Here is a 17,762-nt window from a genome sequence, read left to right as displayed (position 1 = left end):
CGATGACCAGGCCCTACCACTCGCCGCGCCGCGTGCGGGAGGCCGCCGAGACCCGGCGGGACATCCTGCGCGCGGCCACGGACTTGTTCTCCGCCAACGGGTACGCCCGGGTCACGGTCGCCGATATCGCCAAGAGGGCAGGCGTCGCGCCGCCGACGGTGTACGCGAGCGCGGGAAGCAAGTCCGAAATACTGCACCGCATCATCGGTGAGTCGATCGAGCGGACCGACGCCGCCACCGTCGTCGAAGCCGTCGGGCGGACCGACAGCCTCGCGACGGCGTTGACGCTGGTGGCGAACGGCACCCGGCTGGGCAACGAGAATTCCCGGCAGGTCATCGAGATCCTCTTCGCGGCGCTGCCGGTACACGAGGACGGCGAGCAGCTCTGGCGGCAGAGTACGGCCCATTACCGGCAGGCACTCACCGCCATCGCCGAAAGCTTGCGGGACAAGGGCTTCCTGACGGCGGAAGTCTCCTACACGACCGACGTGCTGTGGTTCTGCTTCGGTTTCAACGCGTGGCGGACCCTGGTCAGGGAGTGCGGCTGGAGCTGGGACGACAGCGAGCGGTGGCTGGCCAGGCAAGCCATCACGATTTTCGCCGAGTGAAGCGCGGTCAGGGACCGTTGTGGATGAGTGAAGCCCACAGATCCGGCCGATCCGGGTGAGCGGCGCGCAGGTCCAGGGTGGCCTGCCGGACGGCGTGGGCGGCGGAGTCGGCGGAAGGCTTTCCGTCCAGGTGCCGGTAGATCTCGCGCGCGGTGGTGGCCGCGATGTCGTCGGCGATCGGCCACAGGGTGGCGATGACGTGGCGGAAGCCCGCCAGCTGGAACGCCGACGCCAGGTGCAGCGACTCGTCGGCTTGAGCGATGCCCGGATTCGCGGTCGAGCAGGCGGACAGGTAGGCGAGTTCGGCGTCGGCCAGCCGGAGACGGCTGATCTCGGACAGGGTCAGGACTTCGTCGTGGAGCTGGATTCCACTGCGGGAAGGGACGATCAGGTCGGCGTCCGCGTGACAGGCGAAATGGGCCCACGTCGCCGCGCTCAATTGGGCGAGGACGGCGTCGGCCGTGGCGTTCTCGTCGATCAGCAGCGGCAGGCCGGGGTGGGCGCTGTGAAGGTGTTCCGCTTCGCCGACGGTGGCCGGTAGCGGAGACGCGCCCGGGGCATTGCGGACGGCGACGGTCAGTTGCCTGCGTTCGGTCGACGGCGGACGGGATCGGGCGTGGGACAACGTGCGCAGGGTCGCCGTATAGGAGGAGACCACGGCGTCCAGCGCGCCCGGTTCACCAGGACGCCCGGCGGCGTGCCACGGGAACAAGCCGAGCAGATCGGTCGGCATCCACCACACCCGTCGGATGGCGGGTAAAGCGGCCAGGATCGGGGCGACGGCGACTTCCCACAGCCAGCCGAGGATTTCCGGGATCACCCGCCGTTGGTGCAGGACGGCGGCGAACCCGCTTCGCTGGTTGACGTCGATGAGGTGCTGGACCCGCTCGTGCAGTCCGGCGCCGCCGAGGCCGGGCAGGCGGACGAGGATCGGGTCGCCGGTGGCCGTGACGATGATCGCTTCGCCCTGGTGGAGGTTCGTGTTGACCAGGACCACCGCGCCATCGGCCGCCGCCGTCCGCAGTTCGGGGAACGCCGGTGTCGCAAGGGAATCGGTGCCGAGTTCGGCGGCCAGCAGGATGCCTCGCCCTCGCTCGGCCGCCTCGACGGCGCCCGCCGGATCGTCGAAGGCGCAATGCGCGGCGATGCTTTCCCGCACCAGCCCCGTGTACTGGCCTATCCGGTATTCGCGGTCGCGCCAGTCCGCGCCCGACGGCGGCAGCGACGACAACAGCGCGGCGGCCGAGTCCAGCAGCGCCGCGGCCCGGCGGTGGTCACCGAGCACCGTCGCCACCCGGCCCGCCACGTGATACGAGCGTACCCGCTGCGTCGCCGAAGCCGTGGCGGCCGATTCCACGATCACGTCGATGAGGGGATCGAGACGGCCCTCGTCCACGGGACGGCCCGTGGTGTCGGCGAACTGGTGGTGCGCCTGGCCGAGGTTCGCGGACATCATGGCCAGCTCGGGGTGACCGGCCGGCAGGGACGCCAGCGCCTGCTCCTGGAACTCGATGCCGCGTCGCATGTCCGCCGCGTCGGCGGAATGCCGGTATCGCAGCTGGTAGACGGTGTTGAGTTCGGACAGGCACCGATGCCGGGTGGGGTGATCGGCGGGCAGCGTGTCCAGTGCCAGATGGGCGAGTTCGATCGCCCGGTTCAGGTTGGCGACGTCGCCGTGGTGGTTGTACTGGTCCCGGTACGCGGCGGACACCGTCCGGACGGTGACGATCCGCGTCGGGTCTTCGGCGGGAATGGCGGCCAGCGCCCGCTCACCCAGTTCGATGGCGTGCGCGCGGTCGGCGGACGCCTCGGTGTGCTCCGCCCGGCTCCGATAGGCGACGCAGAGATTGGACAGCGACGTGACGCGGGTCGGATGCCCCTCGGGCAGCAGCGCGAGTGCTTCCTCGTCGACGTCGATGGCCTGCTGGAGATCCGAAAGCAGGCCGGTGTGCCCGTAGAGTCGTTGCAGCGCGGGGCTGAGATTGCCCAGCGCGCTCGCGCGGTCCGGGGAACCGGCCGGACTCGCCGCCACCGCCAGCCTGCCGTAGTCGATCGCGCGCCGCAGCTGGGCCAGGTCCTGCGTCGCCTCGTACAGATAGCGACAGGCCAGGTTGAGCATGGACGCCGGCACACCGCGCCGCACGTCGCCGTCGGGCAGCGATACCAGCGCGCGCTCACCCGACTTCACGGCACGGTGCAGATCGGCGACGTCGCCGAGCCGCTGGAAACGCTCGCGGTACAGCACGCACAGGTCGGTCAGCGGCTTGAACAGGCCCGGTTCCGCCGCGTGCGCCCGCTCCTCGAGGTCGATCGCGTGCCGCAGATCGGCGACGTCGCCCAGACGCTCGTACCGGCGGAAGTGGATCGCGCCGACCCGGGCGAGACTGCTCGCGTGCTCCGGGTCCCCGGCGGGCGTCCGGGCCAAGACCCGCTCGGCGCAGTCGATCGCGGCGCTCAGGTCGCCGAGGTCGCCGGTCCTGATCGACCGCTCGCAATAGGTGTCGGCGAGATTGGACAGGCACGCCACGCCCTGGGGGTCGTCGGCGGGACACGAGGCCACCGCCGTCGTGGTCAGTTCGATCGAGCGGGTCAGATCCGGGATCGCGTCGGTCCGCCCGTAGCGGGCGCGATACGCAACTCCGAGATTCGACAGGATTCCCGCGAGTTCCTGGTGATCCGCCGGGAGGAACCGGATCGCGCGTTCCCCGGTCTCGATGGCGTGCTCCAGATCGTCCACCTGGTGGGTGCGCCGGTAACGCCACTGATAGCCCACGATGAGCAGCGCGATCCGGCTGCCGGCGCGAGGGTCTTCGGTCCCGGCGACCGCCGCCGACAGCAGCATGATCCCGGCGTCCAAGAGCCGCGGCTCGGGATCACGTGAACCGGCGAGCAGCAGGTCGCGGCCGATCTCGGCCTGGGAGTCCGCCTCGGCGACCGGCCCGATGAGCGCCCGCACCGGCTCGGGCAGCGCGGCGGGCCGGTCCGCCACCCGGGTGAGGAAAGTGAGAGACCTGGCCAATTCCGGGTATTTGCCGTCCGTGGTCAGCACGGAGCACCGGAAGAAATGCCACCAGCCGAGCACCTGGCACGCGGCGGTCCCGAGATCGTCGCCGGACAGCGCTATCGGCGCCAAGGCGTCCGCGTCGGCCCTCGCCGCCGTCGTGAACAACTTTTCCGGCTCGCGCGAGCGTTGGAATTCGGCCAACCGTGCGGACAAACGATTCAACGCCTCATAATGTGCCACCAGCCGATACCGTACCCAACACGGGAGAGAACGGGGTAGAACCGGATGGACGACGCCGAACGGCAAGTGGTGGCACGGTTCTGCCTCGATCTGCCGAATCTGCGCGCCGAGGTCGCGCGGCTCGACGAAACGAAGCTCGCGCAATTGACCCGGATAGAGCGGGCCGCGGCCGAAGGGCGCCCTATTTCCGGCCTGCTCAGCCGGTATTTCGGTATCGACCCGGCCACCGGAAACCGTTCGCTGCACGGCGGACTGCCCGGCTCCGGCACCGGACGGGCCCACGAAGAACTGTTCGGCTGCCCGCAAGGCCATTGTTCGCGTGAGGAACGGCCGGCTCCCGCCGGACCGGTGCCCCGATGCGGGCTGACCGACTCGGCGATGAAGCGGCTTCGATGAGCGACTTCTTCAAGGAACTGGCGAAAACCCTCGCGCAGCGGTGGGTCGGGCTGCTGTTGGTCCCCGGCGCGCTGTTCGTCGTGGGCGCGCTCGTCGGTGTCCGGCTCGGGCACGCGCACGCGCTGGACCTTTCGATGGCGTCGCAGGCGTTCACGGCGGCGGCGACGTCCGTCGCGGGCCGCGCCGGCACCGTGCAGGCGGTCGTGTTGGTCGTGGCGCTGCTCGCGTCGGCCGGTGTCGGTCTGCTGGTCCAGGCCATGGCGGGGGTCACCCGTGGACTGTGGCTGGGGCAGTGGCCGGGAGCGATCCTGACGGCCCGGCGCGTCCGGAAATGGGAACGGCGCCTGCGGTACCGGCAGGAGCTGGAGGCGGCGGACCCGGCGGCGTCCCGAAGTGCCTCGGCGCAGGACAAGATCGATCGTGCCACCGCGCGGATGAACGCGGTCGCGATGGCGCGGCCGGGGAGGCCGACCTGGATGGGCGACCGGATCCACGCCGTGGAGGCGATCGCGGCCGGGCGGTACGGCCTGGATCTCCCGTTCGCGTGGCCCCGGCTGTGGCTCACCATGCCGGAGACCGCGCGGGCCGAGATCTCCGCCGCCAACGGGGCGTTCGCGGCGGCGGTCACGGTCGCCAGCTGGGCCTGGCCGACGCTGCTGCTCGGCGCGTTCTGGTGGCCCGCGATCGTGGTGGCGGTGGTGATCGGCACGACGGGCTGGGTCCGCGGCCGGGCCGCGATCACCGATCTGACCGCGCTCGCCGAATCCGCGCTCGACCTCTACGGCTGCGCGCTGGCGACCGCTGTCGGTGTCGAGACCCAGCGGACCGCCGGGCCGATGGAGGTCGACGAGGGCGCGCAGGTGACCGCGATCTTCCGCAAGGGGCGATGAAACGCGTGGACGGCGGTGGGCCCCTGACGAGTTACGTCGGCCGGGCGGAGGACGAGAACGAGGTACGACGGCTGCTCGGCGTGGGACGACTGGTCACCTTGACCGGCGCCGGCGGTGCGGGCAAGACACGGCTGGCCGCCCAGGTCGCCAGTTCGCTCACGCGGGCTTTCCCGGGCGGTGTGACGGTCGCCGGACTGGGTGAGCTGCGGGACGAACGTCTCGTCGCGCGCGCCGTCGCGGACAGCCTGGGCCTGCACGACACGGCGGCGAGGACGGACCTGGAGGCCGTGGCGTCGTATCTGCGTCCTCGCCGTTCGCTGCTGGTGCTGGACAACTGCGAGCATCTCCTCACCGGCAGCGCGGAGCTGGTCACGACGCTGTTGCGCGACTGTCCGGACCTCGTGCTCCTGGCCACCAGCCGCTGCTCGCTGGGGATCGCCGGTGAACAGGTCTTCACGATCCCGTCCCTGTCCTTGCCGTCCGAAGAGGCGAGGACACCGCGGGAAGCGCTCGCGTCCGGCGCGGTGCGGCTGTTCGCGGAGCGGGCGGGCAGCGTCCTGCCGTCGTTCGAGGTCACCGAAGACAACGTCGCGGACGTCGTCCGCCTCTGCCGACGGCTCGACGGACTGCCGCTGGCGATCGAGCTCGCGGCGGCCCGGATCCGCGTCCTGTCGCCGTCGCAGATCGCGGACCGGGTCGAGCGGAACTCGGCCGTGCTGGCCACCGGTCTCCGGCTGCCGGTCGAGCGGCACCGGACGCTGCGCGCCACCCTCGACTGGAGTCACTCCCTGTGCACCGCGACCGAGCGGACGGTCTGGGCACGCTGTTCGGTGTTCGCCGGGCAGTTCGACCTGTCCGCCGCCGAGGAGGTCTGCGTCCTGTCCGAAGCGGCCGCGCTGGACGCTATCGACGGGCTGGTCGACAAATCGGTACTGATCCGTGTCGACGGCACGGACCGGGTCCACTACCGGATGCTCCGGCTCCTCCGTGAATACGGCGCACAACGGCTTTCCGGCTCCGGTGACGAGCTCGCCGTGGCGAAGAAACACCGTGACCACTACGCCCGGTTGGTCGAACAGGCTTCCGGCAGTTGGTTCGGACCCGGCCAGGACGAGGCGTACGAACGTCTGACGGCCGCGCACGCCGACCTCCGCGAAGCACTGTCGTGGTCGCTTCGCACTCCTGGGGAAAGCCCGGTGGCGCTGGAGATGGTCGTCGGGGTGATCGAATACTGGCTGGCCCGCGGCGCGGCCTGGGAAGCGCGTGACTGGATCGACCGCGCGCTCGCCGCGATGCCGCCGGACTCGCCGGGCCGGGCCCGGGGTCTGGCGATCGCGTCCCTCTGCGCCGCGCTGCACGCGGATCTGCCGCGGGCCCGGGAGCGGTCGGCCGCCGCCGAGGCGATCGAGGACGACGACGCCGCGCCCTACGTCGCCCACGCGAGGGCGTTCGTGATGATGCTGTCCACCGAGCCGAATTCACTGACCCACGCGGCGAAAGCCGTGCGGATCTTCGGCGAACGGGGCGATGTTCGACGCCAGATGCATCCGATGTTCCTTCAGGGGGTCGCGCTGGCCTACCGAGGGGATCTTCCGGGGGCGCGGGCATTGCTGGGCTCGATGCGGTCGCTGTGCGAGGAGGCGGGGGAGTACCGGTATCGCTCCATGGCGCTGTTCGGATCCGGGGTCGCCGAGGTCGGTTTCGGCGGCGATCTCGACGAAGGCGAACGGTTCATCCGTGCCGCGCTGGAGATCGACCTCCGCACGTCCGACGTGCTGTCCGCGGCGTACCGGGTCGACGGTCTGGCCTGGGTGGCCGCGCGGCGTGAGGACTGGGTCCGTGCCGCGGAGCTGTTCGGAACCGCCGCGACGCTCTGGGAGCGCTGCAATGCCGAACCCGACGTGGCCGTCTCGGCCACCCACCGGGCGTTTCACGAGGCCACCCGGAAAGCCTTGGGGGAGAAGAAGTTCGACGCCGCGTTCGCCGAAGGGCGGCGGCGGAATCCGCACGAGGTCCTGCACGCTCGCCCGGTGGCGGCGCCCGGCGGCGACCAGCGCGTCCTCCCGCCGCTGACCCAGCGCGAGACGGAGATCGCTCGGCTGGTCGCGTCGGGGCTGGGCAACCGGGAGATCGCGGCGAGGCTGGTCATCGCCCGGCGCACGGTGGAGACGCATCTCCAGCACATTTCGCACAAGCTCGACTTCACCAACCGGACGCAACTGGCCGTCTGGGTCGCCGGGCAGGACCCGCTGTGACCTCCGAAACCCTGGAGGTCACAGCGGGCAAGTGTTCAGCCGATCGGGCAAGTTCCCTTGTAGACGGCGATCTCCGGGTCGTTCGCCGGTAACGGGCAGAGGAACTGGTCATACCTGGTGTCTTCGTCCACGAAGCGTTTCATCCACGAGATGCTGTACTTGGCGATCGTCACGTTCGGCTGAGTCGGGGCCATGTGGCCGACGCCGGCCAGGAGCACGTACGCCTTGTTCAACGACTCCGGAAGGCTTTGGTAGAACGGACGGGAATGCGTGCCGTCCGGCGCGATCAAATCGTTCTGGGCACTGACGACGAAGGTGGGGACCTTCACGTCGGAGAACGTCGTGTTCGGATTCCAGCCGGTCAGCGGGATGGCCGCCTTCAACGCCGGTGCCTTCTGGGCCGCGATCAGGGAACCGCCGCCGCCCATCGAATGCCCCATGACGGCGAGCCGGTTCGGATCGACGCGGCTTTTGGCCCGGCTCTTGTCGGTGACGTACCGCAGCGCCGCGAGCAGTTGCTCGGACCGGTTGTCCGGGGTGTCCCAGGTGCTCTTCGTCGAGAAGGTGATGACGACGAAACCCTGGGAAGCCAGCCGCGGGCCGTACCAGGCGATCGCCGCCTCCGATTCGAGGAAACCGGGCGCGATCGCGATCACGCCGAACGTACCCTGGGCGGTTTCGGTCGGGAAATGAATGGTCCCCGCGCCGAAACCCTGTCCCGCCGGGACCTTCTCGGTCTCGGTCCGGAACGGTCCGCGATCCGCCTCGATACTGGAATTCGTGGGTGCCGGGCCGCGGGCATAAGGACTCTCGTCGGCGACGGCGGCACTCGATGTCCCCGGTACCGCGACGAGAAGTGCTGTCACCGCACCGAGAACGCCGGCGACCCACTGTGGTCCACGCTTCATCGCGCATGTCCTCTCGGGAAAACCGTTCCTGGAGCGGAACGGATTCCCAGATATAGCGGAACGGCGAGAGGGTGCGCGTCGTGGAAACTACTGAGAAACGGGACGTTGTGCGGAACTGTCACGTGGAAAGCAATTCTTCGGAGCGAGGCTGTCGCTCCGGTGACAAAAGCCGGTCTTCGACGACCGGCTTCCGCCGTCTCCGTGAGTGGGCCACCGGGGTCCGGAGTGGCCCGCTTCAGAGCGTGCCCTCCGGCCCGGCCTGATCGCTAGCCGTTTCGCGCACGCGAATGGCCGGAAAACGAACTGTCGAGGGGTGCGTCGAACGTTGGCGTGGCAGGTGCGGCTTTTCCTCGAGTCGGGCCACCTGGCTGTGGTGACCGGTCCGGTCACGCGGGACTGTGTGGATTTCTGAGCGTCCAACGCACCAAAATCCACACAGTCGGCGCCCCGGGGGGGGCTCACTGTCGCCGGTGGTGAGGTCGCCGTGCCCGCCGAGACCTGCTCGGCGCTTGCCGGGGTCGCGCGGCCGGATACCACGCCGCCGGCCGGAATACCTCCGGCGATCAGGCGAAGAATTGGTAGACCCGCATTGTGCCGTCGCCGGAAAATGCCGGTGGCGGCGTCGAGATGAGCGCATTGGTCGAAATGGAGCAATGCTCAGGAGCTATACGTCGGCGCGGTGCGTACCTGGTAATTGCGGCGCACGCTCGTACCCTTGCTGAGGTCGGCGCCGTAGACGTGCAAAGTGATGGCGACGGTGTCGCCGGCGTTGTGCACCTGGTGGATGTCGTCGGGCGGCGCCACACCGCTGACCGAGCCGGTGGGGCGTTGCCGCTGGGCTGTCCGGACCAGTCGATCGCCCTCGATGTCGAAGATGTTCTCCGTCTCGGTTCCTTGGAGCACAAGGAAAGTGCACCACACCAGGTGATCGTGGATCTCCGTGCGCTGGCCGGGCCGCCAGACCAGGGCGGTGATCGAGAAGTCGGCTTCCGCGTGCAGCGTGTTGCGGGTGTACCCGGCCGCGGACCCTTCCCGTTCCGCCGCGGTGAGCAGCCGCGGCGTCGGCCGGAGTTCGGTGAGAACGGAAGCCGCGGCCTGTGCGGTGACAAGCGGTTCGGACGTTCTCCCGGTGCACAGGCGAAGCCGTTTTATCAGCTCCGTGAGGCCGGGTCTCAGATTGGTGGAAGCGACGGTCATCGGTGTTCTCCTTCCGGTCGCTTCCCATCGTGGTCCGGTGTTCGAGGGACGTCCAATGACGACGTTCTTTCGCTTTCATAGGTAGTCTTTATGTATGCTGAATCTGGTCCAGCTCACGGTGCTGGCGGCTGTCGCCAGACACGGCTCGATGACCGCGGCGGCGAAGGAACTGCATTACACCCAACCGGCGGTGAGCCACCATCTCGCGAGGTTGGAAGCCGCCACCGGGGCGAAGCTGATCCAGCGGATCGGACGCGGCATCCGGCTCACCCCGGAAGGGAAGCTGCTCGCCGCCCGCGCGGCCGAGATCGTCGGCCGGGTCGAAGGCGCCGAGGCCGAGTTGGCCGCACAGGTCGGATTACGCGCCGGGCGGGTCCGGCTGGCCGGGTTCCAGTCGATCCTGAGCACCATCGTTCCCGGGGCGGCCGCCGCGCTGGCCCGCGCCCATCCCGGGATCGAGCTGGGACTGGTCGACGAGCAGCCGGGCGAAGCGCTGCGCATGCTGCGGGAAGGGCGGATCGACGTAGCCTTGATCTTCCGGTACGCCGACACGCCACGCGAGGAACACGGGCTCCGGCTGGTCCACCTGCTCGAAGACCCGATCTACCTGATCTCCAGCGAACCCGGGCAGACCGTCGCCGACCACCGCGACTCCACCTGGATCGGCGGCTGCGGCCGGTGCCAGGACGAACTCGTCACGATCTGCGGGCGCGCCGGGTTCGCGCCGCGTATTTCCCTGGTGAGCGACGACATGGTCGTCATGCAGGCGCTGGTCGCCGCCCGGATGGGCGTCACCACGCTGCCCCGGCTGGCCCTGCGCGCGCACCGGCTGCCGGGTATCCACGCCACCGAACTGGCCGAGGATCCACGTCAGATCTACGCCGTCACGTATGGCGATCCACCGGATCCGCCCGCCGCCGCGGCGCTCATCCACGCGCTTCAGGCCAGTATCCGGTCCTGCTGATTCGCCAGGGCCCGTTCGACGGAAGCCCCGATGGCCAGCAGTTTCCGGTCTTCGCCGAGGGCACCGTCGAGCGCTAGCCCGGCGGGGAGGCCGTTCCGGTCACGCCCCATCGGCACGGTCAGGCCGGGGAAGCCCGCGATGCTGCCGTTCTGGCAGTTGCGGATGAAGGTCGCGAACGTCGGGACCGAGCGCCCGCGGAGAACGAAGTTCTCGACGGCCGAGAACTCCTTGGCCGTGGCCGGTGTCGTGGGAAAGGCCAGCGCGTCGATGCCGGTCTCGCGGAAGATCCTCGCGTAGGTGCCGCGCAAGGCCGAGCGGGTGGCGAGGGCGGCCTCGTAGACGGCCGGATCGACGCCCGGTACGACCGAGCCGGTGAAGATCGCCTGGACGTCGGCGGCGGCGACCTCGCGAACGAGTCGTTCGAACGAGACACCGGGCACGTACTCGCGCAGATACGCCCGGAGCCCGGTGCCTGCTTCGTGGATCACCAACGGCATGCCCTGATCGGCACTGAGTTCGGCGAGCGCGGTGTCGTCGATCGGCACCATCGTGACGCCCTCGGCGCGCAGGCGGAACAGCGTGGACTCCCAGAGTTCTTCGACGTCGTCCTCCAGATCGCCGGTCAGGAAGCGCTGGGGCACGCCCAGCCGGACCGCCGACGACGGGATCCCGTCCAGGGGTTCCGGCTGTTCCGCCGCGAGGACCGAGTCGAGGAGCGCGAGATCGGTGACCGTGCGGGCGATCGGTCCGGCCGTGTCCCGTGTGCTGCTCAGCGGTGTCATGCCGTCGGACGGGTAGCGGCCCGTGGTGGGCCGGAACCCGCACACCCCGTTGAGCGCGGCGGGGACGCGCACCGATCCTCCGGTGTCGGTGCCCAGGCCCGCCGGGACGATGCCCGCCGCGACGGCGACCGCCGTCCCGCCGCTGCTGCCTCCGGCGAAGTGGAACGGCGAGCAGGCGTTGCGGACCGGCCCCACCGGTGTCGTGTCGCAGGTGATGCCGAACGCGAGTTCGTGCATGGTCGCCTTGCCGATGACGGTGACGCCCGCGTCGATCAGGCGCCGGACCACGGTCGCGTGCTCGCGCGGGACGTGGTCCGCCAGCGCCGGGGTGCCCGCGGTGTTCGGCATGCCCGCGACGTGGATGTTGTCCTTGACGACCATCGGAACGCCCGCCAGCGGGCCGGCGGGTCCCGGTAGGCGGTCCTCCGGCGCGAGGTGGGCGATGGCGTGGAGATCGTGCACTTCTTCCGCTCTCGAGCGGGTTTCCGAGGCGCTCCAAGCTCTCTTCACGGCGCCAGCTTAGCGTGACAAGAGACACAGTTAGCGATAAAGACAATCATTTTCATTAAGCTCCGGCCGGATCCCGTCCCCCCGGAAAGGTCGATCGTTCATGAACCCCGGCCCCTCGTTGCACGTCCTCACCCGCAAGGATCTGCACAGCCTCGAACTCGCCCCGCACGAGGCGATCACCCTGGTCGAAGACGGCTACCTGGCCTACGCGTCCGGAGCGTCGCGCAACCCCGCGAAGCTGATGGTCCCGATGCCGGATCCCGCGCGGGACGCCGTCGCGTACTCGATGCTCGGCTACGACGGCTCCCTGGAACAGGCCGCGTTCAAGACGAGCTACCGGCAGGGCGGCACGTCGGCGGAGAAGTACTACACGACGATCACGCTCTACGACGACACCACCGGCCTGCCGTTCGCGTTCATGGACTGCCACCGCGTCGGCGCCACCCGCACGCCCGCGAGCACCGCCCTGATCGCGCGCTCCTGCGCCCGGCCTGGTGCGCGTTCCGCGCTCATGGTCGGCACCGGCGCGCAGGGAATCAGGACGCTGCCGTACCTGCTCACGGCGTTGCCGGAGCTCGAACGGCTGCGGCTGTTCGGCACCCATCCCGACGGCCTGCGCGACAGCGTCGCCGCGCTGAAGGAGCGGTTCCCGGAGCGCGAGGTCGAACTCGTCGACGACGTCGAGGCCGCCGCGCGCGAGTCCGACATCGTGGTCGCCGCCTCCGGCCGGGCCGCGCATCCGAAGATCCGCCTCGGCTGGCTGCCGCCGGGCGGGCTGCTGATCTCGGTCGCCAGCAAGGGAGTCCAGGAGGGCACGCTCGCCGAAGCCGACTACACCGTGGCCACCAGTGGTGCCCAGGTCGAGGTGACCGGACGGCGGATGGCGGGGCCGGACGGCGTTTTCCGGATCGACGCCGAACTTCCGGAGATCCTCGCCGGCCGCCTGCCAGGCCGTCGTGGCGACGAAGACCGGGTGTTCGCCTTCAGCAGCGGCATGATCATCACCGACATCCCGGTGGCGCACGCGCTGGCCGCCCGCGCCATCGCAGCGGGCCGCGGCCGCGAGGTGGCGCTGTGGACCTGATCGACACCCTGTCCCCGCCGCTGCCCGCGCTCGAACGTCCTTGGGCGCACCGGCTGCGCGACTCGGAGATCCTGTGGGAGATCGCCCGCGGTGTCGGCGGTGGCCCGTTCCACGTCATCCATCCGGCCACGTTCGCCGAGAACCTCGGGGGAATGATCGCGGCACTCGCCGCCGAGCGCGTCGACGGCACCGTCTACTACGGGAAGAAGGCGAACAAGGCGGCGGCCTGGCTGCGGGAATGCGTCCGCCCCGGCGCGGGGGTCGACGTCGCGAGCGTGCCCGAACTGGTGCACGCCCTCGGCAACGGTGTGCGCGGAGAGGCGATCGGGGTGACCGGCGCCGCCAAACCGGACGGCCTCCTCTGGCTCGCCTTGCGGCACCACTGCCTGATCGCGGTGGACGCGGCCGACGAACTGGAACGCGTCGCGCGCCTGGCCGCCGAACTCGGTGAGACGGCCGAAGTGCTGCTGCGGGTCCGGCCGCCGTCCGCGCCGGAAAGCCGGTTCGGCTTCGCTCCCGACGCCTTGACCGCGGCCGTGCGAAGGTGCGCCGAACCGGTCGTCCTGCGCGGCTTCTCGTTCCATCTGGACGGCTACGATCCCGTGCCCCGGGCGGAACTAGCCGCCTCCCTGATCGACTTGTGCCGCGACGCCCGCGCGCTCGGGCATCCGGCGTCGAAGATCAGTATCGGCGGCGGCATCGCGGTGTCCTATGTGGACGAAAATGACTGGGCGCGGTTCGAGTCCGGCAGGCACGACGGCTGGTTCCACGCCGGCCGCAACCCGGCCCGGACCTATCCGTACCACCAGGCGCCGGTGGGAGCGGCCATGGTCACCGCCGTCCTGCGGCACGAGGTCGCCGGGAAACCGCTCGCGGACCGCCTGCGCGAGTCCGGTATCGAGCTGCTGCTGGAACCGGGCCGTGCCCTCGTCGACGGCGCCGGGTTCTCGGTCTTCCCCGTGCTGGGCTGCAAAGCCGCCGATGACCACTTGATCACCACGGTCGCGGGCCTGTCCATGAGCCTGTCCGAACAGTGGAAGGGCAGCGAGTTCCTGCCCGATCCGGTCCTCGTGCGCCAGGACGGTCCTGGCGGCACTCCGGTGCGCACCATCGTCGCCGGTTCGAGCTGCATGGAGTACGACGTGCTGACCTGGCGCGCGGTGGAGCTGCCCGCGCGGCCGAGGACCGGCGACCTGCTCGTGTACCCGAACACGGCCGGGTACCAGATGGACAAGAACGAGAGCGGCTTCCACCAGCTTCCGTTGCCGCCGAAGGTGGTGGTCGACGGCGACCGTCGGCACGTCGACACCGACTATCCGATCCAGGAGATCCGATGACGATCGTCCAGCGCGCGTCCGACCTGATCGGGAGCACGCCGCTGCTGGAGCTCGCGCGCACCGGTACCGGGACGCGGCTCCTGCTCAAACTCGACCATCTGAACCCGACCGGTTCGTGCAAGGTCCGCATGGCCAGGCGGATGATCGACGACGCCGAGCTCGACGGCAGGCTGCGGCCGGGCGGGCACATCGTCGAGCCCACCTCCGGCAACACCGGGAACGGGCTCGCGCTGATCGCGCTGGAACGCGGCTACCGGTTCACCGCCGTGGTCGATCACCACGCGGCCCGCGAGAAACTCCGGATGCTGCGCGCGCTGGGCGCGGAACTGGTGTTCGTCGAGTGCCCTTCCGACGGCGGGGTGAGCTCGGTCCAGCGGCGGCGGGTCGCGGCCCGGATCGCGGCGGAAACCGGGGCCTACCACCCCGATCAGCACAACCATCCCGGCAACGGCGAGGGGTACACCGGGCTGGCGCTGGAACTGGTGCGGCAGCTGGGTTCCGTCGACGTGCTCGTCGCGGCGATCGGCACCGGCGGATCCCTGTGCGGGACGGCCCGCGCCCTGCGCGCGGCGGGAGCGGGCACACACGCGGTGGCTGTCGAACCCGTCGGTTCCATCATCTTCGGTGGCGCGCCGGGGATCTATCACCAGACCGGGGCGGGCAGCCCCGCCGGGTTCCCGATCGGGGACAACGTGGACCGGTCGGTGATCGGCGAAGCCCACCGCGTTTCCGACAGCGACGCCTTTGCCGGAGCCCGCGTCGTCGCCCGGCGGACCGGTGTGCTGGTCGGCGGCACCACCGGCGGCGCGATCCACGTCGCCCTGCGGCGGCTTTACGCGTACCCGGCGGGAAGTCTCGTCGTGGTGCTGTGCAACGACGCCGGGGAGAAGTATCTCGACTCGGTCTACAACGACGAGTGGTTGCGCGCCAGGGGTGTGCTCGACGAACTCGCCCACCGCCGGATGGAGCGCTGGTTCACCACCTACGCCGAGTCGGTCCGGGTGGCGACTCGCGACCGGCAGGCCCGGGTGGCGGTGGCGGCGTGAGCACGGTGGTCCAGACACGCGGCTACCGGGCGCTCGTCGCGCTGGCGGCGCCGATCGCGGGCATCCAGCTGGCGCAGGTGGCGCTCACCAGTGTCGACCTGGCCATGCTCGGACTGCTCGGGGTGACCGCGGTGGCGGCGGGCGGACTGGCGATCCTGCTCTACAACCAGATCCGCACCATGTGCGTCGGCATGGTCACCGGCGTCGGGAACCTCGTGGCCGCGGCGGCCGGGGCGGGCGAACTCCGCACCGGTACGGACGGGCCCGACGAGCGCGCGCGGGAGGAGATCCGGTCGCTCCTGCGGTCGGCCCTGCTCGTCGCGACCCTGACCGCGGCGGTCGGCGCCGCCGTCCTTTGTGGACTCGCGGCCGCGTTGCCGTTGCTGGGCCAGCAGCCGGAGATCGTCTCGCTCGCCAGGGCGATGATGTTCGCGCTGGCGGGCGGGCTCTTCCCGATGGTGTGGCTGAACGTGGTGCGGCAGTTCGCCGTCGGCCTGCGCCGTCCGGGATCCCTGCTCGCGGTGACCCTCGTGTCGATCGCGGTCAACGCCGCGCTCAACGGCGCCTTTATCTACGGCTGGGCGGGTCTGCCCGAACTCGGCGTCACCGGGATCGGCCTGGCGACGACGCTGGTCCAGTTCTTCACCCTCGCCGTGTTCGCCTCGGCCGTCCGCCGGGACCCGCTGCTGCGGCCCATGGTTTCGCTCGCGCTCTGGCGCGCGGATCCCGCGGTGGTCCGGCGCGTCGTCCGGCACGGGACGCCGATCTGTTTCACCTACGGCTCGGAGGCCGCGATCACCTCGATCGCGACCATGCTGATGGGTGCTTTCGGCCCGGCGATGCTCGCCGCGTCGAACGTCGCGAATCAGCTCGCCTACATCGTCTACCAGGTCAACATCGGGCTTTCGCAAGGATCGTCCATTTTGGTCAGTCGTGAGGTCTCCCGCGGCGAACGGCGCCAGGCCCCGGTGATCGCCCGGCAGGCGTTCACGCTTTCCTGGTCTTTCATGGCGGTGGTGAGCCTGGGATACCTGGTGGTGCCGGGGGCCCTGTTGTGGCCGTTCCTGCACGACGAGACCGACGCGGTGGTACTCGGCACCGCGTCGACGCTGTTGCTGTTCGCCGTCGCGCAGCAGTACAGCAAGGGAACCCAGAACATCCTCGTCGGCTTGCTGCGCGGGCTCGGCGACACCGTTTCCGGGCTTCGTTGCACGCTCGTCGGGTACTGGGCCGTCGGGGTGCCCGCGATGTTCTTGTGCGCCTACGTGTTCGCTTGGGGCGGTTGGGGTGTTTGGGCCGGTCTGTGCCTCGGTTTCGCGGCGACCGCCGTCCTGCTCGGGCGCCGGTTCGCCGGTTCCGTGACCGGGGTGGCGCGGTAGCCGTCGATCCGGTCGAGCAGGTCGCGTGAGCCGGAATCGGTCGCGCGACGGCGCAGCAGCCTCGCCAGCGGGGCGAGCCGGTCCTTCGTCCGGGTGGATCCGAGGCCGCGGGCCAGGTCCACGGCCTCGGTCCCGGTGCGGACGGCTTCGTCGAAATCGCCTTGGAGCGCGTGGTTCTGCGCGAGCATGCTCAGGGTGAGGGCCAGGCTGCGGGACATTTCCGTGCCGTAGCCGCCGGTGGCGTCGCGAAGCCGGGCGATCGCCTCGTCGCTGTGCCGGGGGCTGACCGTCTGGGCCAGTTCGGTCAGGACGGTACCGCGCATCGCGGCCATGTCCGTGGTACCGAAGAAGGCTTCCCAGGGGCGCGCGGCCGCCCAGGTGTCCATTCCCTCGAATTGGCTTTCGGCCCGCGCGAGGCTCGCGAGGGCGGCACGTTCGTCACCGGTCATGGCCAGCGCCCACGCCTCGTTGACCGTCAGGATCGCCTGCGCCCGCCGGGAACCGGACCGGTGCGCGGCCGCCTGCCCCCGGCGGAGGTGACTCAGCCCGCCTTCGACGTCGTCATGGTGCAGGGCGAGCCTGGCGAGGCGATAGCAGATGTTGGCCATGAGGTTGCCGTTTCCGGCCTCGGTGGCGAGATCGAGCGCGCGGTCGAACCGGATTCGCGCCGGTATCCGGCGGCCGATGTCGAATTCCGTCCAGCCGAGCAGATTGTGCAGATCGGCGAGCACGGTCAACAGCCGTTCCCGGAGCGCGCCGGGGACCGCGCCCCAATGAAGCAGGAGACTGACCGTTTTCACGACGTGCACCGCGTCGCGGCTGAAGGCGCCGCCTTGGCGGTAGTCCAGTGCTCGCAGGACGCCGACAGCGTTTTCGACGCACTCGACGTTGGCGGTCCCGACGCGATGCGGCGGCTCGCCGTTTCCGGTCTCCGTCATGAATCCACCCCGCACGAGTCGTGCCCCTCACGAGGATTTACCCGGAATTGATTGTTTTCAAACGTTCGCGGGAGGGGCGGCGTCGGTACAGGTGGTTGTGAGTCGCGATTCGGGTTAGAACCGACCGTGTCTTAGGTACCTGCTGGGTTCCGGCTGTGGCGGAGCGCGAGTCCGGCGGCTCAAGTACATGATGGCCCCCTTCCTTGCGCCTAACGCAAGGAAGG

The 17,762-nt window shown here is 70.0% G+C and carries 14 protein-coding genes; 9 read left to right on the top strand and 5 right to left on the bottom strand.

Features of this window, described 5'->3' with window-relative positions; translation table 11 throughout:
- Window positions 1-2 precede the first annotated feature (2 nt).
- Window positions 3-608: a TetR/AcrR family transcriptional regulator gene (locus ACFWMR_RS28910; RefSeq protein ID WP_378380653.1), complete on the top strand. Its 606-nt coding sequence runs from the start codon at window positions 3-5 to the stop codon at window positions 606-608.
- A 7-nt stretch (window positions 609-615) separates the two neighbouring features.
- Here the strand turns inward: ACFWMR_RS28910 and ACFWMR_RS28905 are convergent, their stop codons facing one another.
- Window positions 616-3,852, bottom strand: coding sequence for a CHAT domain-containing protein (locus tag ACFWMR_RS28905; protein WP_378380652.1), 3,237 nt, complete (start codon window positions 3,850-3,852; stop codon window positions 616-618).
- Window positions 3,853-3,897: 45 nt separating this feature from the next.
- Between ACFWMR_RS28905 and ACFWMR_RS28900 the strand changes: the two genes are divergently transcribed.
- The 3 genes from ACFWMR_RS28900 to ACFWMR_RS28890 are packed head-to-tail and all read left to right on the top strand — an operon-like array spanning window position 3,898 to window position 7,393.
- Window positions 3,898-4,248: a hypothetical protein gene (locus ACFWMR_RS28900; RefSeq protein WP_378380651.1), complete on the top strand. Its 351-nt coding sequence runs from the start codon at window positions 3,898-3,900 to the stop codon at window positions 4,246-4,248.
- A complete protein-coding gene (locus tag ACFWMR_RS28895; protein ID WP_378380650.1) occupies window positions 4,245-5,138 on the top strand; it encodes a hypothetical protein in 894 nt (297 codons plus the stop codon). Before ACFWMR_RS28900 ends, ACFWMR_RS28895 begins: the two co-directional genes overlap by 4 nt.
- On the top strand, window positions 5,135-7,393 hold the full coding sequence (locus ACFWMR_RS28890; protein WP_378380648.1) for an ATP-binding protein: 2,259 nt from the start codon (window positions 5,135-5,137) through the stop codon (window positions 7,391-7,393). Before ACFWMR_RS28895 ends, ACFWMR_RS28890 begins: the two co-directional genes overlap by 4 nt.
- Window positions 7,394-7,428: 35 nt before the next feature.
- Here the strand turns inward: ACFWMR_RS28890 and ACFWMR_RS28885 are convergent, their stop codons facing one another.
- Both ACFWMR_RS28885 and ACFWMR_RS28880 read right to left on the bottom strand, forming a co-directional pair.
- Complete coding sequence (locus ACFWMR_RS28885; RefSeq protein WP_378380647.1) at window positions 7,429-8,301, bottom strand: poly(ethylene terephthalate) hydrolase family protein; 873 nt, start codon at window positions 8,299-8,301, stop codon at window positions 7,429-7,431.
- 657 nt (window positions 8,302-8,958) lie between these two features.
- Window positions 8,959-9,498 carry a cysteine dioxygenase family protein gene (locus ACFWMR_RS28880; RefSeq protein WP_378380646.1) on the bottom strand — a complete coding sequence of 180 codons (540 nt, stop codon included), beginning with the start codon at window positions 9,496-9,498 and terminating at the stop codon, window positions 8,959-8,961.
- Window positions 9,499-9,592: 94 nt separating this feature from the next.
- Between ACFWMR_RS28880 and ACFWMR_RS28875 the strand changes: the two genes are divergently transcribed.
- Window positions 9,593-10,462: a LysR family transcriptional regulator gene (locus ACFWMR_RS28875; RefSeq protein ID WP_093935594.1), complete on the top strand. Its 870-nt coding sequence runs from the start codon at window positions 9,593-9,595 to the stop codon at window positions 10,460-10,462.
- Here the strand turns inward: ACFWMR_RS28875 and ACFWMR_RS28870 are convergent.
- Window positions 10,438-11,754 (bottom strand): amidase family protein, encoded by a 1,317-nt coding sequence (locus ACFWMR_RS28870; RefSeq protein ID WP_378380645.1) that lies wholly within the window; start codon window positions 11,752-11,754, stop codon window positions 10,438-10,440. The genes ACFWMR_RS28875 and ACFWMR_RS28870 overlap by 25 nt on opposite strands.
- 100 nt (window positions 11,755-11,854) lie before the next feature.
- On the opposite strand from ACFWMR_RS28870, the gene ACFWMR_RS28865 reads away from it, so the two are divergent.
- Genes ACFWMR_RS28865 through ACFWMR_RS28850 form a run of 4 tightly spaced genes read left to right on the top strand, consistent with a single transcriptional unit; the run spans window position 11,855 to window position 16,600 of the window.
- Window positions 11,855-12,838, top strand: coding sequence for an ornithine cyclodeaminase (locus ACFWMR_RS28865; RefSeq protein ID WP_378380644.1), 984 nt, complete (start codon window positions 11,855-11,857; stop codon window positions 12,836-12,838).
- On the top strand, window positions 12,829-14,175 hold the full coding sequence (locus tag ACFWMR_RS28860; RefSeq protein WP_378380643.1) for a Y4yA family PLP-dependent enzyme: 1,347 nt from the start codon (window positions 12,829-12,831) through the stop codon (window positions 14,173-14,175). Before ACFWMR_RS28865 ends, ACFWMR_RS28860 begins: the two co-directional genes overlap by 10 nt.
- Window positions 14,172-15,221 (top strand): cysteine synthase family protein, encoded by a 1,050-nt coding sequence (locus ACFWMR_RS28855; protein WP_378380642.1) that lies wholly within the window; start codon window positions 14,172-14,174, stop codon window positions 15,219-15,221. Before ACFWMR_RS28860 ends, ACFWMR_RS28855 begins: the two co-directional genes overlap by 4 nt.
- Window positions 15,218-16,600: an MATE family efflux transporter gene (locus ACFWMR_RS28850; RefSeq protein WP_378380641.1), complete on the top strand. Its 1,383-nt coding sequence runs from the start codon at window positions 15,218-15,220 to the stop codon at window positions 16,598-16,600. Before ACFWMR_RS28855 ends, ACFWMR_RS28850 begins: the two co-directional genes overlap by 4 nt.
- On the opposite strand, the gene ACFWMR_RS28845 is transcribed toward ACFWMR_RS28850, so the two are convergent.
- A complete protein-coding gene (locus ACFWMR_RS28845; RefSeq protein ID WP_378380640.1) occupies window positions 16,483-17,538 on the bottom strand; it encodes a hypothetical protein in 1,056 nt (351 codons plus the stop codon). The genes ACFWMR_RS28850 and ACFWMR_RS28845 overlap by 118 nt on opposite strands.
- Window positions 17,539-17,762: the final 224 nt, after the last annotated feature.

Origin of the sequence: Amycolatopsis thailandensis, from assembly GCF_042723255.1 — a bacterium.
GTDB lineage: Bacteria > Actinomycetota > Actinomycetes > Mycobacteriales > Pseudonocardiaceae > Amycolatopsis > Amycolatopsis thailandensis.
Note: the sequence above shows the minus strand (reverse complement) of the source record. Positions and strands in the feature narration are given on the sequence as shown.

Coding starts and splice junctions, on each gene's coding strand:
- ACFWMR_RS28910 (WP_378380653.1), top strand. CDS start 3: ATGACCAGGCCCTACCACTCGCCGCGCCGCGTGCGGGAGGCCGCCGAG.
- ACFWMR_RS28900 (WP_378380651.1), top strand. CDS start 3,898: ATGGACGACGCCGAACGGCAAGTGGTGGCACGGTTCTGCCTCGATCTG.
- ACFWMR_RS28895 (WP_378380650.1), top strand. CDS start 4,245: ATGAGCGACTTCTTCAAGGAACTGGCGAAAACCCTCGCGCAGCGGTGG.
- ACFWMR_RS28890 (WP_378380648.1), top strand. CDS start 5,135: ATGAAACGCGTGGACGGCGGTGGGCCCCTGACGAGTTACGTCGGCCGG.
- ACFWMR_RS28885 (WP_378380647.1), bottom strand. CDS start 8,301: ATGAAGCGTGGACCACAGTGGGTCGCCGGCGTTCTCGGTGCGGTGACA.
- ACFWMR_RS28880 (WP_378380646.1), bottom strand. CDS start 9,498: ATGACCGTCGCTTCCACCAATCTGAGACCCGGCCTCACGGAGCTGATA.
- ACFWMR_RS28875 (WP_093935594.1), top strand. CDS start 9,593: ATGCTGAATCTGGTCCAGCTCACGGTGCTGGCGGCTGTCGCCAGACAC.
- ACFWMR_RS28865 (WP_378380644.1), top strand. CDS start 11,855: ATGAACCCCGGCCCCTCGTTGCACGTCCTCACCCGCAAGGATCTGCAC.
- ACFWMR_RS28855 (WP_378380642.1), top strand. CDS start 14,172: ATGACGATCGTCCAGCGCGCGTCCGACCTGATCGGGAGCACGCCGCTG.
- ACFWMR_RS28845 (WP_378380640.1), bottom strand. CDS start 17,538: ATGACGGAGACCGGAAACGGCGAGCCGCCGCATCGCGTCGGGACCGCC.